Origin of the sequence: Catenibacillus scindens, assembly GCF_014202115.1 — a bacterium.
In the GTDB taxonomy this organism is placed as follows: Bacteria; Bacillota; Clostridia; order Lachnospirales; family Lachnospiraceae; genus Catenibacillus; species Catenibacillus scindens.
In genome coordinates this window covers 112,851-133,415 of record NZ_JACHFW010000008.1, presented here as the reverse complement: position 1 = coordinate 133,415, position 20,565 = coordinate 112,851, and the positions used below count along the sequence as shown (strand labels likewise).

At 47.8% G+C, this 20,565-nt stretch carries 17 protein-coding genes and 1 pseudogene; 16 read left to right on the top strand and 2 right to left on the bottom strand.

Annotated features, from left to right (window positions below; all coding sequences use genetic code 11):
- The first annotated feature begins 15 nt into the window (after positions 1–15).
- The 4 genes from HNP82_RS10900 to HNP82_RS10885 all read left to right on the top strand — a co-directional run bounded on the left by HNP82_RS10900 (position 16) and on the right by HNP82_RS10885 (position 5,262).
- On the top strand, positions 16–189 hold the full coding sequence (locus HNP82_RS10900; RefSeq protein ID WP_183774473.1) for a hypothetical protein: 174 nt from the start codon (positions 16–18) through the stop codon (positions 187–189).
- A 23-nt stretch (positions 190–212) separates the two neighbouring features.
- Entirely contained in the window at positions 213–2,279 is a 2,067-nt protein-coding gene (locus HNP82_RS10895) for a DNA topoisomerase (RefSeq protein WP_183774470.1), read from the top strand.
- Positions 2,280–2,305: 26 nt separating this feature from the next.
- The gene (gene glmS / locus HNP82_RS10890) at positions 2,306–4,132 is read left to right on the top strand and encodes a glutamine--fructose-6-phosphate transaminase (isomerizing) (RefSeq protein ID WP_183774467.1); all 1,827 of its coding nucleotides are present in this window, start codon (positions 2,306–2,308) and stop codon (positions 4,130–4,132) included.
- Positions 4,133–4,233: 101 nt separating this feature from the next.
- Positions 4,234–5,262 (top strand): aldo/keto reductase, encoded by a 1,029-nt coding sequence (locus HNP82_RS10885; protein ID WP_183774464.1) that lies wholly within the window; start codon positions 4,234–4,236, stop codon positions 5,260–5,262.
- 117 nt (positions 5,263–5,379) lie between these two features.
- On the opposite strand, the gene HNP82_RS10880 is transcribed toward HNP82_RS10885, so the two are convergent.
- Entirely contained in the window at positions 5,380–6,246 is an 867-nt protein-coding gene (locus HNP82_RS10880) for an EamA family transporter (protein ID WP_183774462.1), read from the bottom strand.
- Positions 6,247–6,595: 349 nt separating this feature from the next.
- On the opposite strand from HNP82_RS10880, the gene HNP82_RS10875 reads away from it, so the two are divergent.
- The 5 genes from HNP82_RS10875 (at position 6,596) to HNP82_RS10855 (ending at position 12,306) form a co-directional block, all read left to right on the top strand.
- Entirely contained in the window at positions 6,596–8,320 is a 1,725-nt protein-coding gene (locus HNP82_RS10875) for an ABC transporter ATP-binding protein (RefSeq protein ID WP_334298280.1), read from the top strand.
- Complete coding sequence (locus HNP82_RS10870) at positions 8,320–10,224, top strand: ABC transporter ATP-binding protein (protein WP_183774455.1); 1,905 nt, start codon at positions 8,320–8,322, stop codon at positions 10,222–10,224. Before HNP82_RS10875 ends, HNP82_RS10870 begins: the two co-directional genes overlap by 1 nt.
- A 75-nt stretch (positions 10,225–10,299) precedes the next feature.
- Positions 10,300–10,734 (top strand): MarR family winged helix-turn-helix transcriptional regulator, encoded by a 435-nt coding sequence (locus HNP82_RS10865; protein WP_183774452.1) that lies wholly within the window; start codon positions 10,300–10,302, stop codon positions 10,732–10,734.
- Positions 10,735–10,812: 78 nt separating this feature from the next.
- Positions 10,813–11,613 carry a ThuA domain-containing protein gene (locus tag HNP82_RS10860; RefSeq protein ID WP_183774449.1) on the top strand — a complete coding sequence of 267 codons (801 nt, stop codon included), beginning with the start codon at positions 10,813–10,815 and terminating at the stop codon, positions 11,611–11,613.
- 204 nt (positions 11,614–11,817) lie between these two features.
- The gene (locus HNP82_RS10855; protein WP_330599544.1) at positions 11,818–12,306 is read left to right on the top strand and encodes a sporulation initiation factor Spo0A C-terminal domain-containing protein; all 489 of its coding nucleotides are present in this window, start codon (positions 11,818–11,820) and stop codon (positions 12,304–12,306) included.
- Positions 12,307–12,586: 280 nt separating this feature from the next.
- On the opposite strand, the pseudogene HNP82_RS10850 reads toward HNP82_RS10855, so the two are convergent.
- Positions 12,587–13,291: pseudogene (locus HNP82_RS10850) on the bottom strand (biosynthetic peptidoglycan transglycosylase); the annotation flags it as partial.
- A gap of 315 nt (positions 13,292–13,606) precedes the next feature.
- Here HNP82_RS10850 and HNP82_RS10845 point away from each other — a divergent pair.
- The 7 genes from HNP82_RS10845 (at position 13,607) to HNP82_RS10815 (ending at position 20,560) form a co-directional block, all read left to right on the top strand.
- Positions 13,607–14,059, top strand: coding sequence for a PhzA/PhzB family protein (locus tag HNP82_RS10845; protein WP_183774440.1), 453 nt, complete (start codon positions 13,607–13,609; stop codon positions 14,057–14,059).
- A gap of 223 nt (positions 14,060–14,282) precedes the next feature.
- Positions 14,283–15,461, top strand: a complete 1,179-nt coding sequence (locus tag HNP82_RS10840; RefSeq protein ID WP_183774437.1) for an acetyl-CoA C-acetyltransferase — start codon at positions 14,283–14,285, stop codon at positions 15,459–15,461.
- A gap of 42 nt (positions 15,462–15,503) precedes the next feature.
- On the top strand, positions 15,504–16,202 hold the full coding sequence (locus tag HNP82_RS10835) for a CoA transferase subunit A (RefSeq protein ID WP_183774434.1): 699 nt from the start codon (positions 15,504–15,506) through the stop codon (positions 16,200–16,202).
- Entirely contained in the window at positions 16,202–16,855 is a 654-nt protein-coding gene (locus tag HNP82_RS10830) for a 3-oxoacid CoA-transferase subunit B (RefSeq protein ID WP_183774431.1), read from the top strand. The genes HNP82_RS10835 and HNP82_RS10830 overlap by 1 nt, the downstream gene beginning before the upstream one ends.
- Before the next feature lie 64 nt (positions 16,856–16,919).
- Positions 16,920–18,245 carry an acetyl-CoA hydrolase/transferase family protein gene (locus tag HNP82_RS10825; protein ID WP_183774428.1) on the top strand — a complete coding sequence of 442 codons (1,326 nt, stop codon included), beginning with the start codon at positions 16,920–16,922 and terminating at the stop codon, positions 18,243–18,245.
- Between the two features lie 186 nt (positions 18,246–18,431).
- Positions 18,432–19,322, top strand: coding sequence for a MurR/RpiR family transcriptional regulator (locus tag HNP82_RS10820; protein ID WP_183774425.1), 891 nt, complete (start codon positions 18,432–18,434; stop codon positions 19,320–19,322).
- Positions 19,319–20,560 carry a BaiN/RdsA family NAD(P)/FAD-dependent oxidoreductase gene (locus HNP82_RS10815; RefSeq protein ID WP_183774421.1) on the top strand — a complete coding sequence of 414 codons (1,242 nt, stop codon included), beginning with the start codon at positions 19,319–19,321 and terminating at the stop codon, positions 20,558–20,560. The genes HNP82_RS10820 and HNP82_RS10815 overlap by 4 nt, the downstream gene beginning before the upstream one ends.
- Positions 20,561–20,565 lie beyond the last annotated feature (5 nt).

Here is a 20,565-nt window from a genome sequence, read left to right as displayed (position 1 = left end):
AAGCAGGCTAAGATCATGGCCGCTTTTAATGTTATCGGAAATGAAGTTTCCGATAACATTAAAAGCGCTCCGTGCAAAGATCGCACTGCGGCGGAGTGGAAAATGCCGCAGCAGTGCCCCGACGCAGACGGAGAATCCCGCAGAGGAGGATTCTTTTTTTCACTGAGGTTAAGTCTGGCGGAGGCGTAGGTGCCTAAAGAAAAGAGGATGATATGCCGAAAGCATTATATATTGCGGAAAAGCCAAGTGTTGCCAGGGAGTTTGCCAGTGCCCTTAAAATCAGCGGCGGCAATCGTGGTGGGTATGTAGAAGACGATAACGCTGTTGTCACATGGTGCGTAGGGCATTTGGTGACTATGAGTTATCCGGAAAGCTATGACGCCCGGCTGAAACGGTGGTCCCTGGATACATTGCCCTTTATCCCTGATAAGTTTAAATACGAAGTCATCAAAGACGTTAAAAAGCAGTTTGATATTGTCAGCGGCCTTCTCAACCGTCCCGATGTGGATACCATTTATGTGTGTACCGACTCCGGACGGGAGGGAGAATATATTTACCGCCTTGTGGAGCAGATGGCCGGTGTCCACGGAAAGCGGCGGCTGAGAGTGTGGATTGATTCACAGACGGAGGAGGAAATTTTAAGAGGTATTCGCGAGGCAAAGGATTTGTCAGAGTATGATAACCTTTCTGCGGCCGCCTATTTGAGGGCCAAGGAAGATTATCTTATGGGCATTAATTTTTCCCGCCTCCTGACCCTTAAATACGGTCAAAACATCTCCAACTTTCTCCACACCCGCTATACTGTCCTGTCTGTGGGCAGGGTGATGACCTGTGTTCTTGGAATGGTAGTGCGCAGGGAGCGGGAGATCCGGGAGTTTGTCAAAACCCCCTTTTACAGGGTGCTGGCCGCCTTAAACCCCGGTCCGGGCGCTTTCGAGGCGGAATGGCGGGTGCAGGAACAGTCCGTCTGGTTTGGTTCCCCTCTTTTATATAAGGAAAATGGCTTTAAGAAAAAAGAGGACGCCCAGGCACTTATAAAAGCGCTGGAACAGACCCAGCCATTTAAGGCCCAGGTACAATCTCTGGAGCGGAAAAAAGAGAAGAAGAATCCGCCCCTTTTATACAATCTGGCGGAGCTTCAGAACGAGTGTTCCAAAATATTTAAGATCAGCCCTGACGAGACATTAAAAATCGTCCAGGAGCTTTATGAAAAGAAGATGGTCACTTACCCCCGTACGGACGCCAGAGTGCTGTCCTCGGCGGTGGCCAAAGAGATTTACAAAAATATATCGGGACTTAAATCCCTGTCCGGGCTGGGGGATTTTGCCGTCCAGGTCCTTGAGGAGGAAACCTACAAAAATATAGCAAAAACCCGGTATGTCAATGATAAACAGATCACAGACCACTATGCCATTATCCCTACAGGCCAGGGGCTTGGCTCCCTAAAGAGCCTGAATTCTGTAAAATATGGCGTTTACATGACCATTGTCCGGCGGTTTTTAAGTATTTTCTTCCCGCCGGCGGTCTACGAGAAAGTGTCTGTGGTGTGCGGCCTTGGCCGGGAAAAACTTTATGCCAGCGTCAAAGTGCTGGTGGAACCGGGATATATGAAAGTCTCCGGAATGGGAAAAAAGCCGGCGGACACTTTACCGGGGACTGCAGGGCAGGATGAAGTATTCGGCGGAGACAGCCAAAATCCGGAGGGGGATGAGGACTCCCAGGAGAACAAAGCCCTTTTAGAGTCTATTAAAAAGATTAAAAAAGGCGATATGTTGGATATTGGCCGCATATATATAAAAGAAGGGGAGACATCCCCGCCCAAACGGTACAATTCCGGGTCCATGATCCTGGCCATGGAAAACGCGGGGCAGCTTATTGAGGACGAGGAGCTTCGGGCCCAGATCAAAGGCAGCGGCATCGGCACAAGCGCCACCAGGGCGGAGATCTTAAAAAAACTTGTCACAATTAAATATCTGTCCCTGAATAAAAAGACCCAGGTCATTACCCCAACCCAGCTTGGCGAGATGGTTTTTGACGTGGTGGATTCATCAATTCACTCCCTTTTAGAGCCAAAACTGACAGCCAGTTGGGAGAAGGGGCTGACCTATGTGGCCGAGGGCTCCATCACTGAGGAAGAGTATATGGTCAAGCTGAAGCATTTTATTGTATCCAGGACCCAGGGGGTTTTGGGGCTGAATAATCAGTATCTGGTCCGGGGAAAATTTAATACGGCGGCTCATTTTTATAAAAAGACGTCTAAAAAGGCAGATAAATCATAAATCGAATGTGAATGGAGGTTCTACATATGTGTGGTATTGTTGGATATATTGGAAACCAGGAGGCAGCGCCTATCCTTTTGGAGGGACTTAGTAAGCTGGAGTACAGAGGCTATGATTCCGCGGGAATTTCTGTGTTTGACGGCGAGAAGATCAATGTGATTAAGACCAAAGGCAAAATCAAAAATCTCCGCTCCCTTTGCCATGACGGGGCGGATCTGAAAGGAACGGTGGGCATCGGACACACCCGGTGGGCTACCCACGGGGCGCCATCTGACGTCAACTCCCATCCCCACTTAAACGCCGGGGAAACCATCTCCGTTGTTCATAACGGGATCATTGAAAATTATCTGATATTGAAAAAGAAACTGGAAAATAAAGGCTATGTATTCCAGTCAGAGACAGACACCGAAGTGGTAGCCCAGATGATGGATTACTATTTTGACGGCGATATTTTGTCCACAGTAGCTAAAGTTCTGGCCCGTCTGGAAGGCTCTTACGCTCTTGGAATACTGTGCGCAGATAATCCTGACGAGATCATCGCTGTTAAAAAGGACAGTCCCCTGATCGTGGGCCTGTCTGATGACGGCAATTTTATCGCCTCAGACATCCCGGCGATTTTAAAGTATACCCGGAAAGTCTATATCCTTGAGGATGGAGAGATTGTTCGCCTGACAAAGGATGGGGTGACCATTTATAATATGGATCTTGAGCCGGTACACAAGGAAGTTACAGAGATCATGTGGGACGTGTCTGCCGCAGAAAAAGGCGGATATGAGCATTTTATGATGAAAGAGATCCATGAGCAGCCAAAGGCTGTGCGGGATACTATTCACCCACGGGTCAAAGACGGGAAGATCGTCATCGACGAGCTGCACATGAGTGAGGAACAGCTCAAAGAAATCCACAGAATCTATATTGTGGCCTGCGGTTCCGCCTACCACGCCGGTGTATCGGGAAAATATGTGATCGAACAGTTGTCCCGCATTCCCGTGGAGGTGGATCTGGCGTCAGAGTTCCGATACAGAAATCCGATCCTCGATGAACACTGTCTTGTGATTATTATCAGCCAGTCCGGCGAGACAGCAGACACTCTGGCTGCCATGCGTGAGGCTAAAAAGCATGGTGTGCGCACCCTGGCTGTTGTCAATGTTGTGGGAAGCTCCATCGCCAGGGAAGCTGACGATGTTCTTTACACATGGGCCGGACCTGAGATCGCCGTGGCCACCACAAAAGGATATACAAGCCAGCTTGCGGCCCTGTATCTTCTCGGCATGTATTTGGGCCAGACGCGCCGGACTTTGTCTCAGGAGGATTATGAGCCGATGCTTAACGAGCTTGAGATCCTGCCCGACAAAATGGAAAAACTTTTGGAGAGCAAGGAAGATATCCAGTATCTGGCCAACCGCTATATTGGCCTGAAAAATGTATTTTTTCTCGGCCGGGGCATTGACTACGCCACAGCTTTGGAGGCTTCCCTGAAGTTAAAGGAAATTTCCTATGTCCACTCTGAGGCGTACGCCGCCGGGGAATTAAAACACGGTCCAATCGCCCTGATTGAGAAAGGGACGCTGGTGGTGGGTATTGTGACCCAGGAGGCACTTTACGGAAAGATCGTCAGCAATCTTGTGGAGGTTAAAAGCCGGGGCGCTTTTGTGCTGGCTGTGACCAACGAGGACAATACCGCCATTGAAAAGACAGCGGACTTTGTCTTCTATGTGCCAAAGACATTGCCCTTGTTTACCGGCCTTATGGCCACAGTACCTCTCCAGCTTTTTGCCTACTATGTAGCTGTAGCCAAAGGGTATGATGTGGATCAGCCGAGAAATCTGGCAAAATCCGTCACTGTTGAATAGTAAGTATGAAAAAGTCATGCCTTTCGCAGCCCTGCGGCAGGCGTGGCTTTTAATCTAAAGGCATGGAAAAGAGTCTTTTTTTGAAAAGGAGCGAATGAAAAATGGTTGAAGTAACCCTGGGAAGCACAGAGATCACCGTGAACAAAAACGGTTTCGGAGCCCTTCCCATACAGAGGATTCCTAAAGAAGAAGCGGTAAAACTTATAAGAAAAGCGGTGGCCGGCGGCATGAACTTTATTGATACAGCCCGGTCTTACTCAGACAGTGAGGAAAAGCTGGGAGAAGCTCTTGAGGGCATCCGTGACCAGGTGATCATTGCCACAAAAACACCGGCACAAAACGCTGAAAATTTCTGGAAAGATCTTGAAACTTCTTTAAGTCTCTTAAAAACTGATCACATTGACATTTATCAGTTCCACAATCCGGCCTTTTGCCCGAAACCTGGGGACGGCACCGGCCTCTATGAAGCCATGCTGGAGGCGAAGGCTCAGGGAAAGATCCGCCACATCGGCATTACTAACCATCGGCTGGCAGTGGCACGGGAGGCTATAGAGTCCGGCCTTTATGAAACTCTCCAGTTTCCCTTCTGCTATCTGGCTTCCAAGAAGGATATGGAAATTGTAGAAATGTGCAAAACAGCCGGCATGGGATTTATTGCCATGAAGGCATTATCCGGCGGCCTGATCACTGATTCTGCGGCGGCTTACGCTTTCCTGGCCCGGTATGACCATGTGCTTCCCATTTGGGGCATTCAGAGGGAGCGAGAGCTGGATGAGTTTTTGTCCTATATCCAATCTCCGCCGGAAATGACTAGAGAGAGAGCCGCACTGATAGAAAAAGATAAGAAAGAGCTGTCAGGGAATTTCTGCCGGGGCTGCGGCTACTGTATGCCATGTCCCGCAGGAATTGAGATTAATAACTGCGCCCGTATGTCATTAATGCTGCGCCGCGCCCCATCTCAGGCATGGCTGACCAAAGAGTGGCAGGAGAAGATGAAGCTGATTGAAAACTGTCTCCATTGCGGCCGCTGCACGTCTAAATGTCCTTACGGGCTGGATACCCCGTCTCTCCTTGCACGCAATTACAAAGATTACAAGGAAGTGCTGGCGGGGAATGTGTCTGTACAGTAAAATTTGTTCTCGCGGTCAGCGCGCCTCTGGAGGACGCAAGCGCATCCCCCAGAGGTGCTTTATGCCGGCGTTATATAGTACCTCCTGAGATGAAAGGCGAACGCAGTGTCTTATTTTTTAGAGGAGCGCCATGGCAATGGTACCCGCCGTTAAAAGAAGGAGTCCCAGAGCTGACTTTTTTGTCAGCTTTTCTCCGAAAACAATGTAAGAAAAAGCAACGGTGACAAGTATGCTCAGCTTATCCACCGGGGCAACAACGCTGGCCGGGCCGTCCTGGAGGGCCCGGTAATAACACAGCCAGGAGGCTCCGGTGGCAATGCCTGAACAGCAGATAAAAATCATTTCTTTTGTGGATATTTCTTTCACTTCTTTTGTTTTTCCGGTAACGGCCACCATGACCCAGGCCATGACAAGGACGACCGCTGTGCGGATGGCAGTTCCCAGATTGGATTCAATGCCGGAAATTCCCATTTTCCCTAAAATTGCCGTTAGACTGGCAAAGAGGGCAGAGCCGCAGGCATAGATAAACCATCCGGCCTTCGTTCCCTCTTTTTTTTCAGATACATCCTTTTTTTCAATCATAAGAAAGATGCCCGCGGCAATGCCAACCACAGCGGCGGCCTTGGGAAGGCTGACGCCTTCCTGAAAAAAGATCAGTGCGAGGATAATGGTGAGGATGGTGCTTGATTTGTCAATGGGAACCACTTTATTGATATTTCCAAGTTGGAGGGCTTTAAAATAGCACAGCCAGGAAGCGCCGGTGGCGGCCCCGGAGAGAATGAGAAAGATGAGAGTTTTTCCGTCAATATCTTTGATCTGATTCTGGGAGCTTACGATAAAGACAATGAGCCAGGAGAAGATCAGGATCACCACAGTGCGCACAGCCGTTGCCACGGTGGAATCGGTTTTCTTTATGCCGCATTTGGCAAGGATGGATGTGACCCCGGCAAAGAACGCGGAGCCCACAGCAAATAAGAGCCACATAGGAGATTTCCTTCTTTCGTTTTCTTATATTTTTATTATAGTCCGGTTTAGTATTTTGTACAGAGTATTTTTATAGAAGTAGTAATTTTGGAAAATTTATGAAGTTATTTGAAAGTAAAGATAGTGGATGGATTGATGAGATTAATACTGAATTGGAGAAGGAATCAATGTGAAGCTGAAAACTTTTGTATAATCAAAATAATATTTTAATCTACAATTATAAACATAAAAACGCAGCCCCAAATAAAAATATCGGGCTGCGTTTTTTATTGTGAATACACTTGACGTCCACAATAATTGAGTTTACAATAGTTGTAGATGCAATTATTGTGAGGTGAACAGATCAATGGTGAAGCGGATTTTTTCTTTTCTCCATCAGTACAAAAAGTATGCCATTCTGGCGGTAATCTGCGTAGTGGCAGAGTCGGTTTTTGAGCTGATTATTCCCCTGATCATGGCGGACATTGTAGATAAGGGGGTGGCCACGGGAGATCGGGAGATGATCTTCCTTAAAGGCGGACAAATGCTCATATGCGCGGCGCTGGCTCTTGTGTTCGGTATCGGGAGCGCCCGGTTCAGCGCCCTGGCCGGACAGGGACTTGGGGCCGAGTTGCGCAAGGAGGAGTATAGGCGCCTTCAGGCGTTTTCATTTTCCAATATCGACAACTTTCGAGTGTCATCTTTAGTGACCCGGCTGACCAGCGATATTACCAATGTCCAGAACTCTATATCCACAGGTATGCGCCCCGCCTGCCGGGGGCCGGTGATGCTTGTCATTGCCACGGGGGTAGCTTTTACACTTAACGCCCAGCTTGCCCTTGTGTTTTTGGTGGCCTTGCCCCTGCTTGCATTTCTCCTTTTTGAGATTATCAGCCATGTGCGGCCTCTTTATACTCGTATGCAGGGGGCTATAGATATGGTCAATCGGATCATCCAGGAAAATCTCACGGCGGTGAGAGTTGTGAAAGCCTGTGTCCGTGGCGATTATGAAAGAGAAAAGTTTGACAAAGTTAACGAAGATTTGGTGGATATTTCCAGAAAGTCTTTCCGCCTTTCTGCCTTAAATATGCCGGCTATGCAGTTTGTTATGTACGGAACGATCCTGGCGATCTTGTGGTTTGGCGGCCGCCTTATCGGTACAGGGGAGATGCAGGTGGGGGAACTGACGGGATTTTTAAGCTATGTTCTTCAGATTTTAAAATCCCTGATGATGATCTCCAATGTCTTTATGATGATGACAAGATCTTTAGCCAGCGCATCACGTATTGTAGAGGTTATTGATGAAAAACCGGAGATTACCGACGAGGATGCCGGTGATATTTCTGTAGAGAGGGGAGAGATTGAATTTTCCCATGTCTATTTTAAATATAAAAAAGAAGCGGCGGAATATGTTTTGTCAGATATCTCATTTCATATCGGCGCTGGGGAGACGGTGGGGATCATCGGACAGACAGGTTCGGCAAAATCTACCCTTGTCCAGCTTATTCCACGTCTTTATGATGTGACAGAAGGAACCATATTTATTGACGGCCATCCGGTGAAAGAGTATCCTCTGGAACATCTGCGGGACGCCATTGCCATGGTATTGCAGAAAAATACCCTGTTTTCCGGATCACTTCTGGAAAATCTGCGATGGGGTAAGGAGGACGCCACTATGGAGGAGATTGAAGAAGTCTGCCAGATTGCCTGTGCTGATGAATTTATCGGGCGATTAGACCACGGCTATGATACGGAAATGGGCCAGGGCGGCGTTAATGTCTCCGGCGGCCAGAAGCAGCGCCTCTGCATTGCCAGGGCCCTTCTGAAAAAACCAAAAGTACTTATATTGGACGATTCTACAAGCGCTGTGGATACTGCCACAGAAGGGCGGATACGCCAGATGATGGCAAATAAGCTGCCTCAGATGACAAAGATCATTATCGCCCAGAGGATCTCGTCGGTGCGCCACGCCGATAAGATTATTGTTCTTGATGACGGAAAAGTCAGCGGCATCGGAACACATGACAAGCTTCTGGAAAATAATGAAATTTATCAGGAAATTTATGAATCTCAAAAGGAAGGAGCGCAGTTGTAATGGCCAGATATGTTGGATATAAACGACCGAAAAATACGAAAAAGACACTCTTGGCGCTGTCGCGCTATCTCGGAAATCACAAATGGCTCCTGGCTCTTGTGGCTCTTTTGGTTCTGATTAGTACCGGGGCCAATATTATGGGGACTTATCTGCTCAAGCCGGTGATCAACCGTTTTATCCTTCCGGGAGACACAAAAGGGCTGATCACGGCGGTGGCGGCCATGGGCCTTATGTATCTTTGCGGTGTTTTAGCTACATTAGGCTATAATCAGCTTATGGTGATTACGGCCCAGAAAGTGGTCAGTGAGATCCGCCGGGATCTTTTCGCCCATGTGCAAAAACTTCCTCTGAAATACTTTGACGCCCACACCCACGGGGATCTTATGAGCCGGTTTACCAACGACGTGGATACGGTTCAGGAAGCCTTAAACAACAGTTTTACTATGTTAATCCAGAGCTTTCTCATGATCGTTGGAACGATCACTATGCTTCTTGTGCTGAGCATCCGTCTGTCGGTCATTGTCATTGTCTTTATGATCCTCATGTTTATCATGATCCAGTTCAGCGGAAAGCGGAGCAGAAAGTACTTTACCCGGCAGCAGGAACAACTCGGCTCCATTAACGGTTTTGTGGAGGAAATGGTTGCCGGACAGAAAGTGGAGAAAGTTTTTAACCACGAAAAAGCGGATTTTGAGGAGTTCTGTAAAAGAAATGAGGCGCTGAGAAAAGCGTCTACAAGCGCCCTCAGCTATTCTTCCATGATGGTGCCGTCAGTAGTCAGCCTCTCCTATGCCAATTATGCTGTGTCCGCCTGTGTAGGCGGTCTCTTTACCCTGGCAGGGATGTTTGACCTTGGAAGTCTTGCCTCCTATCTGGTCTACGTTCGCCAGAGCGCCATGCCTTTAAACCAGTTTACAAACCAGATCAATTTTTTGCTGGCGGCTCTTTCTGGGGCGGAACGGATTTTTGAAATGATGGAGGAACCGGAGGAAGTGGATGAGGGAAAAGTGACTCTGTGCAATGTAAATTTTAAACCGGATGGTTCTGTGGAGGAAGCCGGGGAGTATACCGGCAATTTTGCTTGGAAAGTTCCAAAGGGAACAAACTTTGACGCCTCGGTGTTAAAGCAGGCGGCAGTTTGTGGAACTGACGGGCTGGTCTATGTTCCTTTGCGGGGCAGGGTAGATCTGAAAAACGTGGTTTTCGGTTATGCAAAAGAGCGCCAGATTCTTAACGGTATCAGTCTTTACGCAAAACCGGGACAAAAGATTGCTTTTGTAGGTTCCACAGGCGCGGGAAAGACGACGATTATTAATCTGATCAACCGGTTTTATGAAATTGACAGTGGGCAGATCATCTATGACGGCATCAATATAGAAGATATTAAAAAGGATGACCTGCGCCGGTCACTGGCCATGGTTGTTCAGGAAACCCATCTTTTTACAGGGACCATCGCCGATAATATTCGCTATGGACGCCTCAACGCCTCCGATGAGGAAGTGATACGGGCTGCCAAAGTAGCCAACGCCGATTCCTTTATCCGCCGTCTGCCTGACGGATATCAGACCGTGCTTTACAGTGACGGTGCGAACCTGTCTCAGGGACAGCGCCAGCTTCTGGCCATCGCCCGGGCGGCTATTGCCCAGCCTCCGGTGCTGATCCTGGACGAGGCCACAAGTTCTGTGGATACCCGGACAGAGCGGCTTATTGAAAAGGGTATGGATGCCATTATGGATGGACGGACTGTCTTTGTCATCGCCCACCGCCTGTCCACGGTGCGCAACGCCAAAGCGATTATGGTCCTGGAACATGGACAGATCATCGAGCGGGGTGACCATGAGGCGCTCCTGGAACAGAAGGGACGTTATTATCAGCTCTATACCGGGCAGTTTGAACTGGAATAAGCTGTATGACGAAAAGCGCGTTGAAGGCGAGAAAAGGATTTTCATGGGTATAGCGAGAGTTTAGGAAGGATTTTTATGGAGAAAAATAAAGTAAGGGAAACCCTAATGGCACTGGAATATTTGAGAAAGAAGTTTTTGCAGCCCAGATTTTTGTCTCTTGGACTGACCCTTGGACAGGGTCAGCCCAGGATTTTAAGGACGCTTAAAGCCAACGGATCTATGACACAGAGGGAGCTGGCGGATCTGTGCCATCTGGATGTGACGACCATGTCAAGAACATTGGACCGCCTGGAAGAAAATGGATTGATCTACCGCAGCCGTCCGCCTCAGAGCCGGAGAGCTTATCTCATCCGCCTTACCCAGGAAGGGGAAGAAAAAGCTGAGAAGGTGATTGAATATTTCCAAGAACTGGATGATGTATTATGCTGTGGATTGTCACAGGATGACTTAAACCGCCTTTACGGGGATCTGTCACGTTTGCTGGACAATTTGAAGGCGCAGGATCTTTAAAAAATAAAAAACGGTTATTGAAATCTAAAAAGAATGTCGTATAATGTCAGTAGATAATGAATGTTGGAGGTTATGTGAATGATCAGAGTCACTGTATGGAATGAATTTGTCCAGGAACAGATGGATGTGAAGGCCGGGGAACTTTTTCCAGGGGAGGAAAATGCCCAGGCCCGCCAGTGGATGACAGAGCGGGCGAAGGAGATCCGGGAGGTTCATCATGGGGCGATCCACGATACGTTAAAGGCCCTTCTGGAAGAAGATGAGGAGATTCAGGTGTGCCATATTGCTACTCTTGAGATGGAAGAGTGCGGTCTGACTAAGGATGTTCTTGATGATACGGACGTCCTTGTATGGTGGGCCCATATTGCTCATGACAAAGTACCCGATGAGATTGCCGAGAGAGTGCGGGATTACGTGTTAAGAGGCATGGGCTTTATTGCTCTTCATTCTGCTCATCCAAGTAAACCTATGCAGAAGCTGCTGGGAACCAGCGGAACACTCCAGTGGAGAGAGGGGGATTTCTGCCGTGTATGGAATACATGCCCGACTCATCCCATTGCTCAGGGCATTCCCGCTTCCTTTGAACTTGATGAAGAAGAAATGTACGGAGAATTTTTTGACATCCCCAAACCGGATGATCTTGTGTTTATAAGCTGGTACAGAGGCGGCGAAGTGTTCCGTTCCGGATGCACCTGGACCAGAGGCTACGGAAAGATGTTTTATTTTCAGCCGGGTCATGAGACAAACCGCTCCTATTTCAATGAGAATGTCCGCAAGATTATCCGCAACGCGGTAAAATGGGCGAAACCGGCCATGCGCGTGAATGAGCTTGTATGCCCCAACGCTGCGGAGTCCCCCGAATCCAAATATCAGAAATAACCGGATTCAAAGAAAAAAATAACCGGATTCAAAGAAAAATAAGATGCGGTAGACGCCAATTTTGCCTCCCTTCTGTCTATTTTTCAGCCTTCCTGCCAAAGATGTCCATCGAAATGATTTGATACTTTACAATGTCGAAGTATATAATTTTTTTATCTGATGAAGCAAAAAAATGGCAGAAGAGATAGAAGGGAGTGTTTTTTTGTGGAAAAGATCAACTTTATTGTCATTGATGACAGTGAGAAATTAAAAGAATTAATAAAGCAGCTTGTGGCGGAAGAACATGCTCAGTACACTCTGGAAGAGAAGCAGGCCGCTCCGGCGGTGAGCGAGGACATGAAACGCCGTGTCACGAAAATGATACAGGATCTGGGCGTTCCTGCCAATATTAAAGGTTACGCTTATTTGCGGGACGCGATTTTGTTATCCATCGCCAATCCAGATGCTATTAATTCGATTACAAAGGTTTTATATCCGGAAGTTGCCAAAATTAACCAGACAACGCCCACTCGGGTGGAGCGCGCCATTCGTCATGCCATCGAGGTGGCATGGTCACGGGGGAATAATGAGATGGCGGAGAAGATCTTTGGCTATACCGTGAATCTGACCAGGGGTAAACCCACCAATTCAGAGTTTATCGCGTTGATCGCCGACCGGATGCGCATAGATCCTGAAGAACGTCAGATCATATAGATTCTGAAGTGGGTTCAAAAACCCTATTCTTGAGCATACTTTGACGGGCAAAATTGATCATATTTTCCATATTGTTTATCCTGCTGTTTTAGGTTTTAACAGATGTAAATAAGGACGGTTGTATTATTAAATGACGTCCTTATTTTTTTGCGCAATACGGCCGGAGGAGCGGAACAAAGACTATCGAGCGGCAAGGCCGCGAGATGAGCGGGGTATCACAAAAATCGGATAGGGAAAGATTTCTTTCCCTATCCGATTTATTCAGAGACTGGATGTGGAAGCCGGTCAGAACCGATCTCACAGAGGAGCCATCTTCAAAATATCCGCAGGAGATCATCTGGTCGATGACCTGAGCCTGACGCTGCCGAGCTAGATCCGGGTTCACATTGAGAGCGTACACCGAAGGGGCGTTGGGAATGCCGGCCAAAAGGGTGCATTCATCATCGTTCATCTGGGCAGGTTCCTTCCCGAAATATCCCATGGAAGCGTCGGCCACACAGTAATAATTATTTCCAAAATAGATGGAGTTTAAATAGAGTTCAAGGATTTCATCTTTTGTAAATGTCTTTTCTATGTCAAACGCCATAAATACTTCGGCGATCTTTCGGGTAATATCTTTATCCTGGGAAAAATACTGGTTTTTAGCCAGTTGCTGGGTGATCGTGCTGCCGCCTTCTACAAAGCTGCCGGCTTCAATATCGTGCCACAGCGCCCGGCCAATGGCGAGGATATCTATGCCGTTATGGTCATAAAACCGTTTATCCTCCACAGCGACCACTGCGTTTTTATACATCTGGGGCAGATCGTCAATAGATGTGTAATTTTCCTTGGAGCGTATATTTAACGCCATATCCCGGAGACTTTTTTCTGAAATGGCTTCCCGGTAATAGTTATATCCTTTCATCGTCAGGTATCCCCCAAGACACATGGTTCCCGCAAAAACCAGGAGGATCAGAGATAATATCAGTTTTTTCATAATAACCATCCTTTCTTACGATCTGAGGCCCCGTTTTTGGGGACTGTCATTTTTCCTTCGGTTATGGAATTTACTTTGAGTATACGGCGTCCGGCTGACGTTTCCGTGAATTTAAAATGACAGATCTGTCACTATGGCCGGGCGGTGGCTTCTTATGTATTTTAGTGTAGATGAATCCGGAAAGGGATGCCATTGAAACGGCTTACAAATTTCTCAGGAAACCTTACATTTGTGTAAGGCTTTCGTATTTTGAAATGTGCTTTTTTACGATAAAAATGTTATAATGTTCCTGCTTTGAAAGATGTGCAGAGGAGGTTTTTTTGAATGGAAAAACAGACATTTATTTTAAGCCCTGGGGAGGAAGAACTCCGCCGGAAAAATTACCAGCTTGTGGTGGATTTTATGAGCCTTGGGGGCCCTGAGCGAAATATCGGGCGCAAACCTTTGTTGGCCGAGGACGGACAGGCTGTTATGGCGTTTACTAAGTCCGGTGTGCCTCATGCCTCAAATCTTATGGAGTGGAACGCTGCCACCGTCCGGGACTTTCCTAATTGGGAATATCCGGAATTTGAGATTTTTATGACCCAGTATCCGGATAAATTCTGGGGAAATGTGGTTAGCCGGGGGGCTTTTGGCGACGGGGAGATCACTGACGGAAAAATGTATACTTATTATGAATGTAAAGATGGAAAGATCGCGCTGTACATGGAAATTTACAATCCTGTAGGCGAGGCGCCTTCTGTGTCTGAAGAGCAGAAGGAGAAAGGTGAGATCTAAATATGTAGAAAATCCAGGGGAAATGCCGGCTGTTAAGGAAAACGCGGCATTTTTTCGGGATTTTTTTGTATTCTTTCAGGCGCACTCCCATAACAATCTTGCAAATAGCGTTGTTTTTTGTTAATATTATTTTGTGGAAGCTCTACATAATTTGCAATAGTGAAGCCGCCATGGATGGATAGGAGGAACTGTTGCTAAAATTTGAATAAAGGAGAGATTTATAATGAAAGAGATCGTTATTGCAAGTGCTTGCAGAACTGCTATTGGAAAATACGGCGGAACTTTAAAAAGTGTTCCGGCAGTTGATCTTGGCGCCACTGTTGTAAAAGCAGCAGTTGAAAGAGCTGGAATCAAACCGGAACAGGTGGATGAGGTTATATTTGGCAATGTGCTTCAGGCCGGCCTTGGCCAGAACGTGGCGCGTCAGGTGTCCATTAAAGCCGGGCTGCCTATTGAATGTACAGCTATGACGATCAATATTGTATGCGGATCAGGTCTTAAAGCAGTTGCTCTGGCGGCAAACCAGATTATTGCCGGAGAGTCTGAGATCGTTGTGTGCGGCGGTACAGAAAATATGAGCGCCGCTCCATACGCTGTACCTACAGCCCGCTGGGGGGCAAGAATGAACAATGTCCAGATGGTGGATATTACAGTCAACGATGGCCTGTGGGACGCCTTCAATGATTATCATATGGGCATTACCGCTGAAAATGTAGCGGAAAAGTACGGAATCACAAGAGAAATGCAGGATGAATTTGCCGTGAGAAGCCAGAACCTCGCGGAAGCGGCCATCACAGGCGGTAAGTTTAAAGATGAGATCGTTCCTGTGGTTATTCCTCAGAGAAAAGGCGATCCCATTATTTTTGACACCGATGAATTCCCAAGATTCGGCACCACCATGGCAACAGTAGGCAAACTTCGCCCGGCATTTAAGAAAGACGGCACAGTAACCGCCGGAAACGCATCCGGTATTAACGACGGTGCTGCGGCTCTGGTTGTTATGTCCAAAGAAAAGGCGGATGAACTTGGCATTAAGCCGCTGGCAACTATTGTATCTTACGCCACAGCCGGCGTTGATCCTAAGATCATGGGCGTTGGCCCGGTTCCGGCATCAAGAAAAGCTCTGGCCAAAGCCGGTCTTGAGATCAAAGATATGGATCTTGTGGAAGCTAACGAAGCTTTTGCTGCTCAGTCTCTGGCTGTGGCTTCCGATCTTGGTCTTGATATGGAAAAGACAAATGTCAATGGCGGCGCTCTCGCTCTTGGACATCCGGTTGGCGCTTCAGGAGCCAGAATCCTCGTTACTCTTCTCTATGAGATGGCAAAACGGGATTCTAAATATGGTCTCGCTACACTGTGTATCGGCGGCGGACAGGGACAGGCGCTCATTGTTAAACGCTGATAAAATTTAAGCTGATAAAATTTAAATAGAAGGAGAACTGATATGGCAAAAAAACAGCACATCACAGCACAGCAGGCAGCCGATCTTGTAAAAGACGGAATGACTGTTATGGTTGGCGGTTTTATGGCAAATGGAACCCCGGAAGCGATTATCGACGAGATCGTGAAAAACAGAGTAAAAAATCTGACGATCATCTGCAATGACGCGGGATGGGGCAGAAAGAAAAATAAAACAACTGGAGAATATGAAGGCAATTCCTTTGGTGTAGGAAAGCTGATTGAGAATCATCAGGTTAAAAAGATCATTGCCTCCCATGTTGGATTAAACCCGGAACTGGGCGAGCAATATACTTCCGGTGTGACAGAGCTGGAGCTTGTCCCACAGGGAACTCTGGCTGAGCGCATCCGCTGCGGCGGGTCAGGCCTGGGCGGTTTTTACACCCCGACAGGCGTTGGGACAGCTATTGCAGAGGGCAAGGAAGTCAAAGTCATCAACGGCAAAGAATATCTTCTGGAGCTGCCCCTCCATGCGGATATCGCCCTCATTGGCGGACATATTGTAGATAAGAGCGGCAATACCCGTTACATTGGTTCTGAGAGAAACTTTAACCCGGTTATGGCCATGGCTGCGGATACTGTTGTCGTATTTGGTGAAAAAATTGTAGAAGCCGGAGAAATTGGCCCGGACTATGTTGAGACGCCAGGAATTTTTGTGGATTACATTGTTGGAGGTGAGGCATAATGGATAAAGCCAATGTTAAGAATTTTATCGCTGCCCGAGTGGCAAAAGAACTTCACGACGGAGATATCGTTAATCTGGGTATTGGTCTTCCAACGCTTGTTCCCCATTTCCTTGATCCCAGTGTCCACATTATCCTTCAGTCTGAAAATGGCTTTGTAGGGTTAAAGCCTGCGGAGGAAGGCAATGAAAATCCTCATATTGTCAATTCCGGCGGGACTCCGGCAGGAATCGCCCATGACGGCGCCTTTTTCGGCAGCGACACATCATTCGCCATTATTCGCGGCGGACATGTGGACGCCACCGTTCTTGGCGCTCTCCAGGTGGATGAGAAAGGCAATATTGCCAACTGGATCATTCCCGGAAAAATGGTTCCCGGAATGGGCGGCGCTATGGATCTTGTTGTCGGCGCCAAAAAGGTTATTGTGGCTATGGAACATACCAACAAGGGCAAGCCAAAGATTCTTAAAGAGTGTACCCTTCCGCTGACTGCCAAAGGCCAGGTAAACCTCATTATTACAGAGATGGGTGTGATGGAAGTGACGCCTGATGGAATTGTATTAAAAGAGTATAATCCAGAATTTACACTTGATCAGATTCAGGATGCCACTGAGGCAACCCTGATCATTGCGGATGATATTAAACCGATGATTTAATATTGTTCTTTTGAAAGGGGGAGTTTCTATAAAACTCCTCCTTTTTTAAAGGAGTGTGTGCGACATGAATTGGAAAGAAATTTATCACAGCCGGATCGTCAGTGCCCAGGAGGCGGTTTCCCGTATAAAATCCGGAGACCGGGTAGTGATTGGCCATGCCTGCGCCGAGCCTTTGTACCTGGTGGACGCGATGGTTCAAAACCGGGAGATGTATCGGGACGTGGAGATTGTCCAGATGGTTCCCATGGGGAAATGTGAGTACACAAAACCCGGAATGGAGTCCTATTTCCGCCTTAACGCTATTTTCGCAGGGGCAGGGACGAGAGACGCCATTTATGAAGGCCGGGCGGATTTTACGCCCTGCTGCTTTTCCCGGGTACCCAAACTCTTTGACCGGTACCTCCCTGTGGACGTTGCCCTGATCCAGGTGACGCCCCCGGACAAATATGGCAACTGCAGCCTTGGCCTGTCTGTGGATTTTACAAAAGCCGCGGCCAAGAAGGCAAAGCTTGTGATTGCCCAGGTCAACGACCAGATGCCTTATGTTTATGGCGACAGCCGTATTCCTGTTAATGACATTGATCTGTTTGTTGAAAAGTCCCTGCCGATTCCGGAGTTAGCGCCCCGAAAGACCGGCGAGGTGGAAAAGCGGATCGGCGAGTACTGTGCCAGCCTTGTAGACGACGGCGCCACCCTTCAGCTTGGCATTGGAGGGATTCCGGACGCTGTGTGCGCCTGCCTTCATGACAAGCGGGATCTGGGACTCCACTCAGAGCTTCTGTCTGACGGCGTGGTGGATCTGATCGAGGAGGGCGTGATCAATAATTCCAGGAAAACGCTGAATCCGGGGAAGTCTGTGGCAACATTTTTAATGGGAACCCGCAAGCTTTATGATTTTGTGGATCACAATCCGGATTTCGAACTTTACCCGGTGGATGTGGTCAATAACCCGGACGTGATCATGAAAAATAAAAATATGATTTCCATTAACTCCTGTATTCAGGTAGATCTTATGGGCCAGGTAGACTCTGAGGCCGTCGGGGATAAACAGATCAGCGGCATCGGCGGCCAGGTCAACTTTGTCAAAGGCGCGGTCAACAGTCCCGGAGGAAAGTCTATTATTGCCATGGCTTCCACAGCATCCAAAGGAACGATTTCAAAAATTGTCCCAAAGTTAGAGCAGGGAGCGGTGGTGACGACGCTGAGGACCGATGTGGATTACATTGTCACCGAATATGGCATTGCACGCCTTACCGGACACACGCTGCGCCAGCGGGCTACGGCGCTGATCAATATTGCCCATCCCAAATTCCGCCCTATGCTCATCGAAGCCTTTGAACAGCGTTTCCACAGACCCTTTGACCCCAACGCTGTCTCTTCGGCCTTTTAGAAGACCCCGGACATAGAAGGGGAGATATTGAAAATTGTGAAAACGTAACCGATCTGCTGTTTTGGCAGACCGGTTATATTTTTTGTCGGGCTTTTCTTGTATTTTTTTTTAAATACATATATAATTAGGAGTGTTATGCAGCCAAACAGATAATGGATGGCTAATGATGGAACATGAGGTGACGAGATGGAAGTTGCGGCAGATCTGCTGAAAAAAATAGAGGATTCCTATAAAACTTTTAGCAAAGGGCAGAAAAGAATCGCCAATTATATTTGCGAAAATTATGACAAGGCGGTTCACCTGACAGCGGCAAAGCTTGGAAGTATTGTGGGCGTCAGTGAATCCACGGTGGTACGCTTTGCCACAGAACTTGGTTTTAAAGGATATCCTCAGTTTCAGAGAGCTTTGGAGGAGATCGTAAAAAACCGGCTTAATTCCATTCAGAGGATGACTCTGACCAATGACCGGGTGGAAGACAGCGATATTGTGGAAACGGTGCTTCGGGGGGATTATGATAATATAAAGCAGACGTTGGAGGCTCTTGACCGGGAGGAGTTTAATAAAGCTGTGGAGGCCATCTGCGCCAGCCGGAGGATCTATATTGTAGGCGGAAGAAGTTCCGAGGTGCTTGCACGTTTCTTCTATTATTATCTGAATTATATTTTTGATAATGTGAGGATTATCAGTTCAGACAGTCTGGCGGAATCTATGGAGGATGTCCACCGCATCGGGGAACATGACGTGATCATAGGCATCAGTTTTCCCAGATATTCCATGGACACGGTGAGAGTTATGGAGTATTCAAGAAAGCGGGGCGCCGTAGGCATCGCTCTCACAGACAGCGCGGCCTCCCCTATGGTGGAGTATGCCCGGTATAACCTTTTTGCCGAGAGCAATATGGCCTCCATCGCGGATTCACTTGTGGCCCCTTTAAGCGTGATCAATGCCTTGATCACAGCCCTGAGCCTTAAAAATAAAGAAAAAGTTATGGATACTATGCGTACACTGGAAAATATCTGGGAAGAATATGGAGTATACAAAACTTCTCAGGATAGTGAGGAGTTATCCGGATTATGAAAAAGAAAATCGTGATCATCGGCGGCGGCGCCGCCGGAATGATGGCAGCCATTGCAGCCGCACGCCAGGGACATAACGTTCATGTCCTGGAAAAAAATGAGAAGCTGGGGAAAAAGTTGTTTATCACAGGAAAAGGCCGCTGTAATGTGACCAATAACTGTGATGTGGAAACCCTTCTGCAAAATGTGATTTCCAATCCCAGATTTTTGTACAGCGCTTTTTACGCCTTTAACAGCCAGGATATGATGGCATTTCTTGAGGCGGAGGGACTTGCCCTGAAGACAGAGCGGGGAAACCGGGTGTTCCCTGTGTCTGACAAATCCTCCGATGTGATTAGAGTTCTTTCCAGGGAGATGGATCGGTTAAAGGTCAGCGTCCATTTAAACAGTACCGCTGTTCAGCTTTTAATGGATGATCAGAAAGTGACAGGTGTAGTTTTTGAGCAGGGTTCTAAAACCCAGATGATGGAGGCCGACAGCGTTGTTGTGGCCACAGGAGGTCTTTCCTATCCGGCTACCGGTTCCACCGGTGACGGCTATAGATTTGCCGAAGGGGCGGGACACAAGATCACTCCGACCATGCCTTCCCTGGTCCCTTTAAATATTCGAGAACCTTGGTGCCAGGCCCTTCAGGGGCTGTCTTTGAAAAATGTGCAGGTGACATTAACATCGGGAAAGAAAAAGCTCTATGATGCCAGGGGAGAAATGCTTTTTACCCATTTTGGCGTCAGCGGTCCACTGATCTTGTCCGGGAGCGCCTATGTCCTGGCAGCCTTGAAATTGGGCCAGCCGGTGACATTGTCCATTGATCTCAAGCCGGCTCTGGATGAACAGCAGTTGGATGCCAGAATTTTGAGAGATTTTGGGGACAATAAAAATAAATGGTTTTCCAACAGTTTATCCGGTCTTCTTCCCTCAAAAATGATCCCGGTGGTCGTGGAACTTTCGGGGATTGACAGGAAGAAGCCGGTAAATGAGATCAGCCGTGGAGAGCGCCAGAAGCTTGTACATGTTTTAAAACATCTGTCCATGACTGTGGAAAGTACACGGGGATATAATGAAGCTATCATTACCCATGGCGGCGTTTCTGTCAGGGAGATCAATCCGTCCACTATGGAATCACGCAAGGTTTTGGGCCTTTATTTTGCCGGGGAAGTTTTGGATCTGGACGCCCTCACTGGCGGATTTAATTTACAGATCGCATGGTCCAGCGGATGGCTGGCCGGCTCAAACGTTTAGGAGGA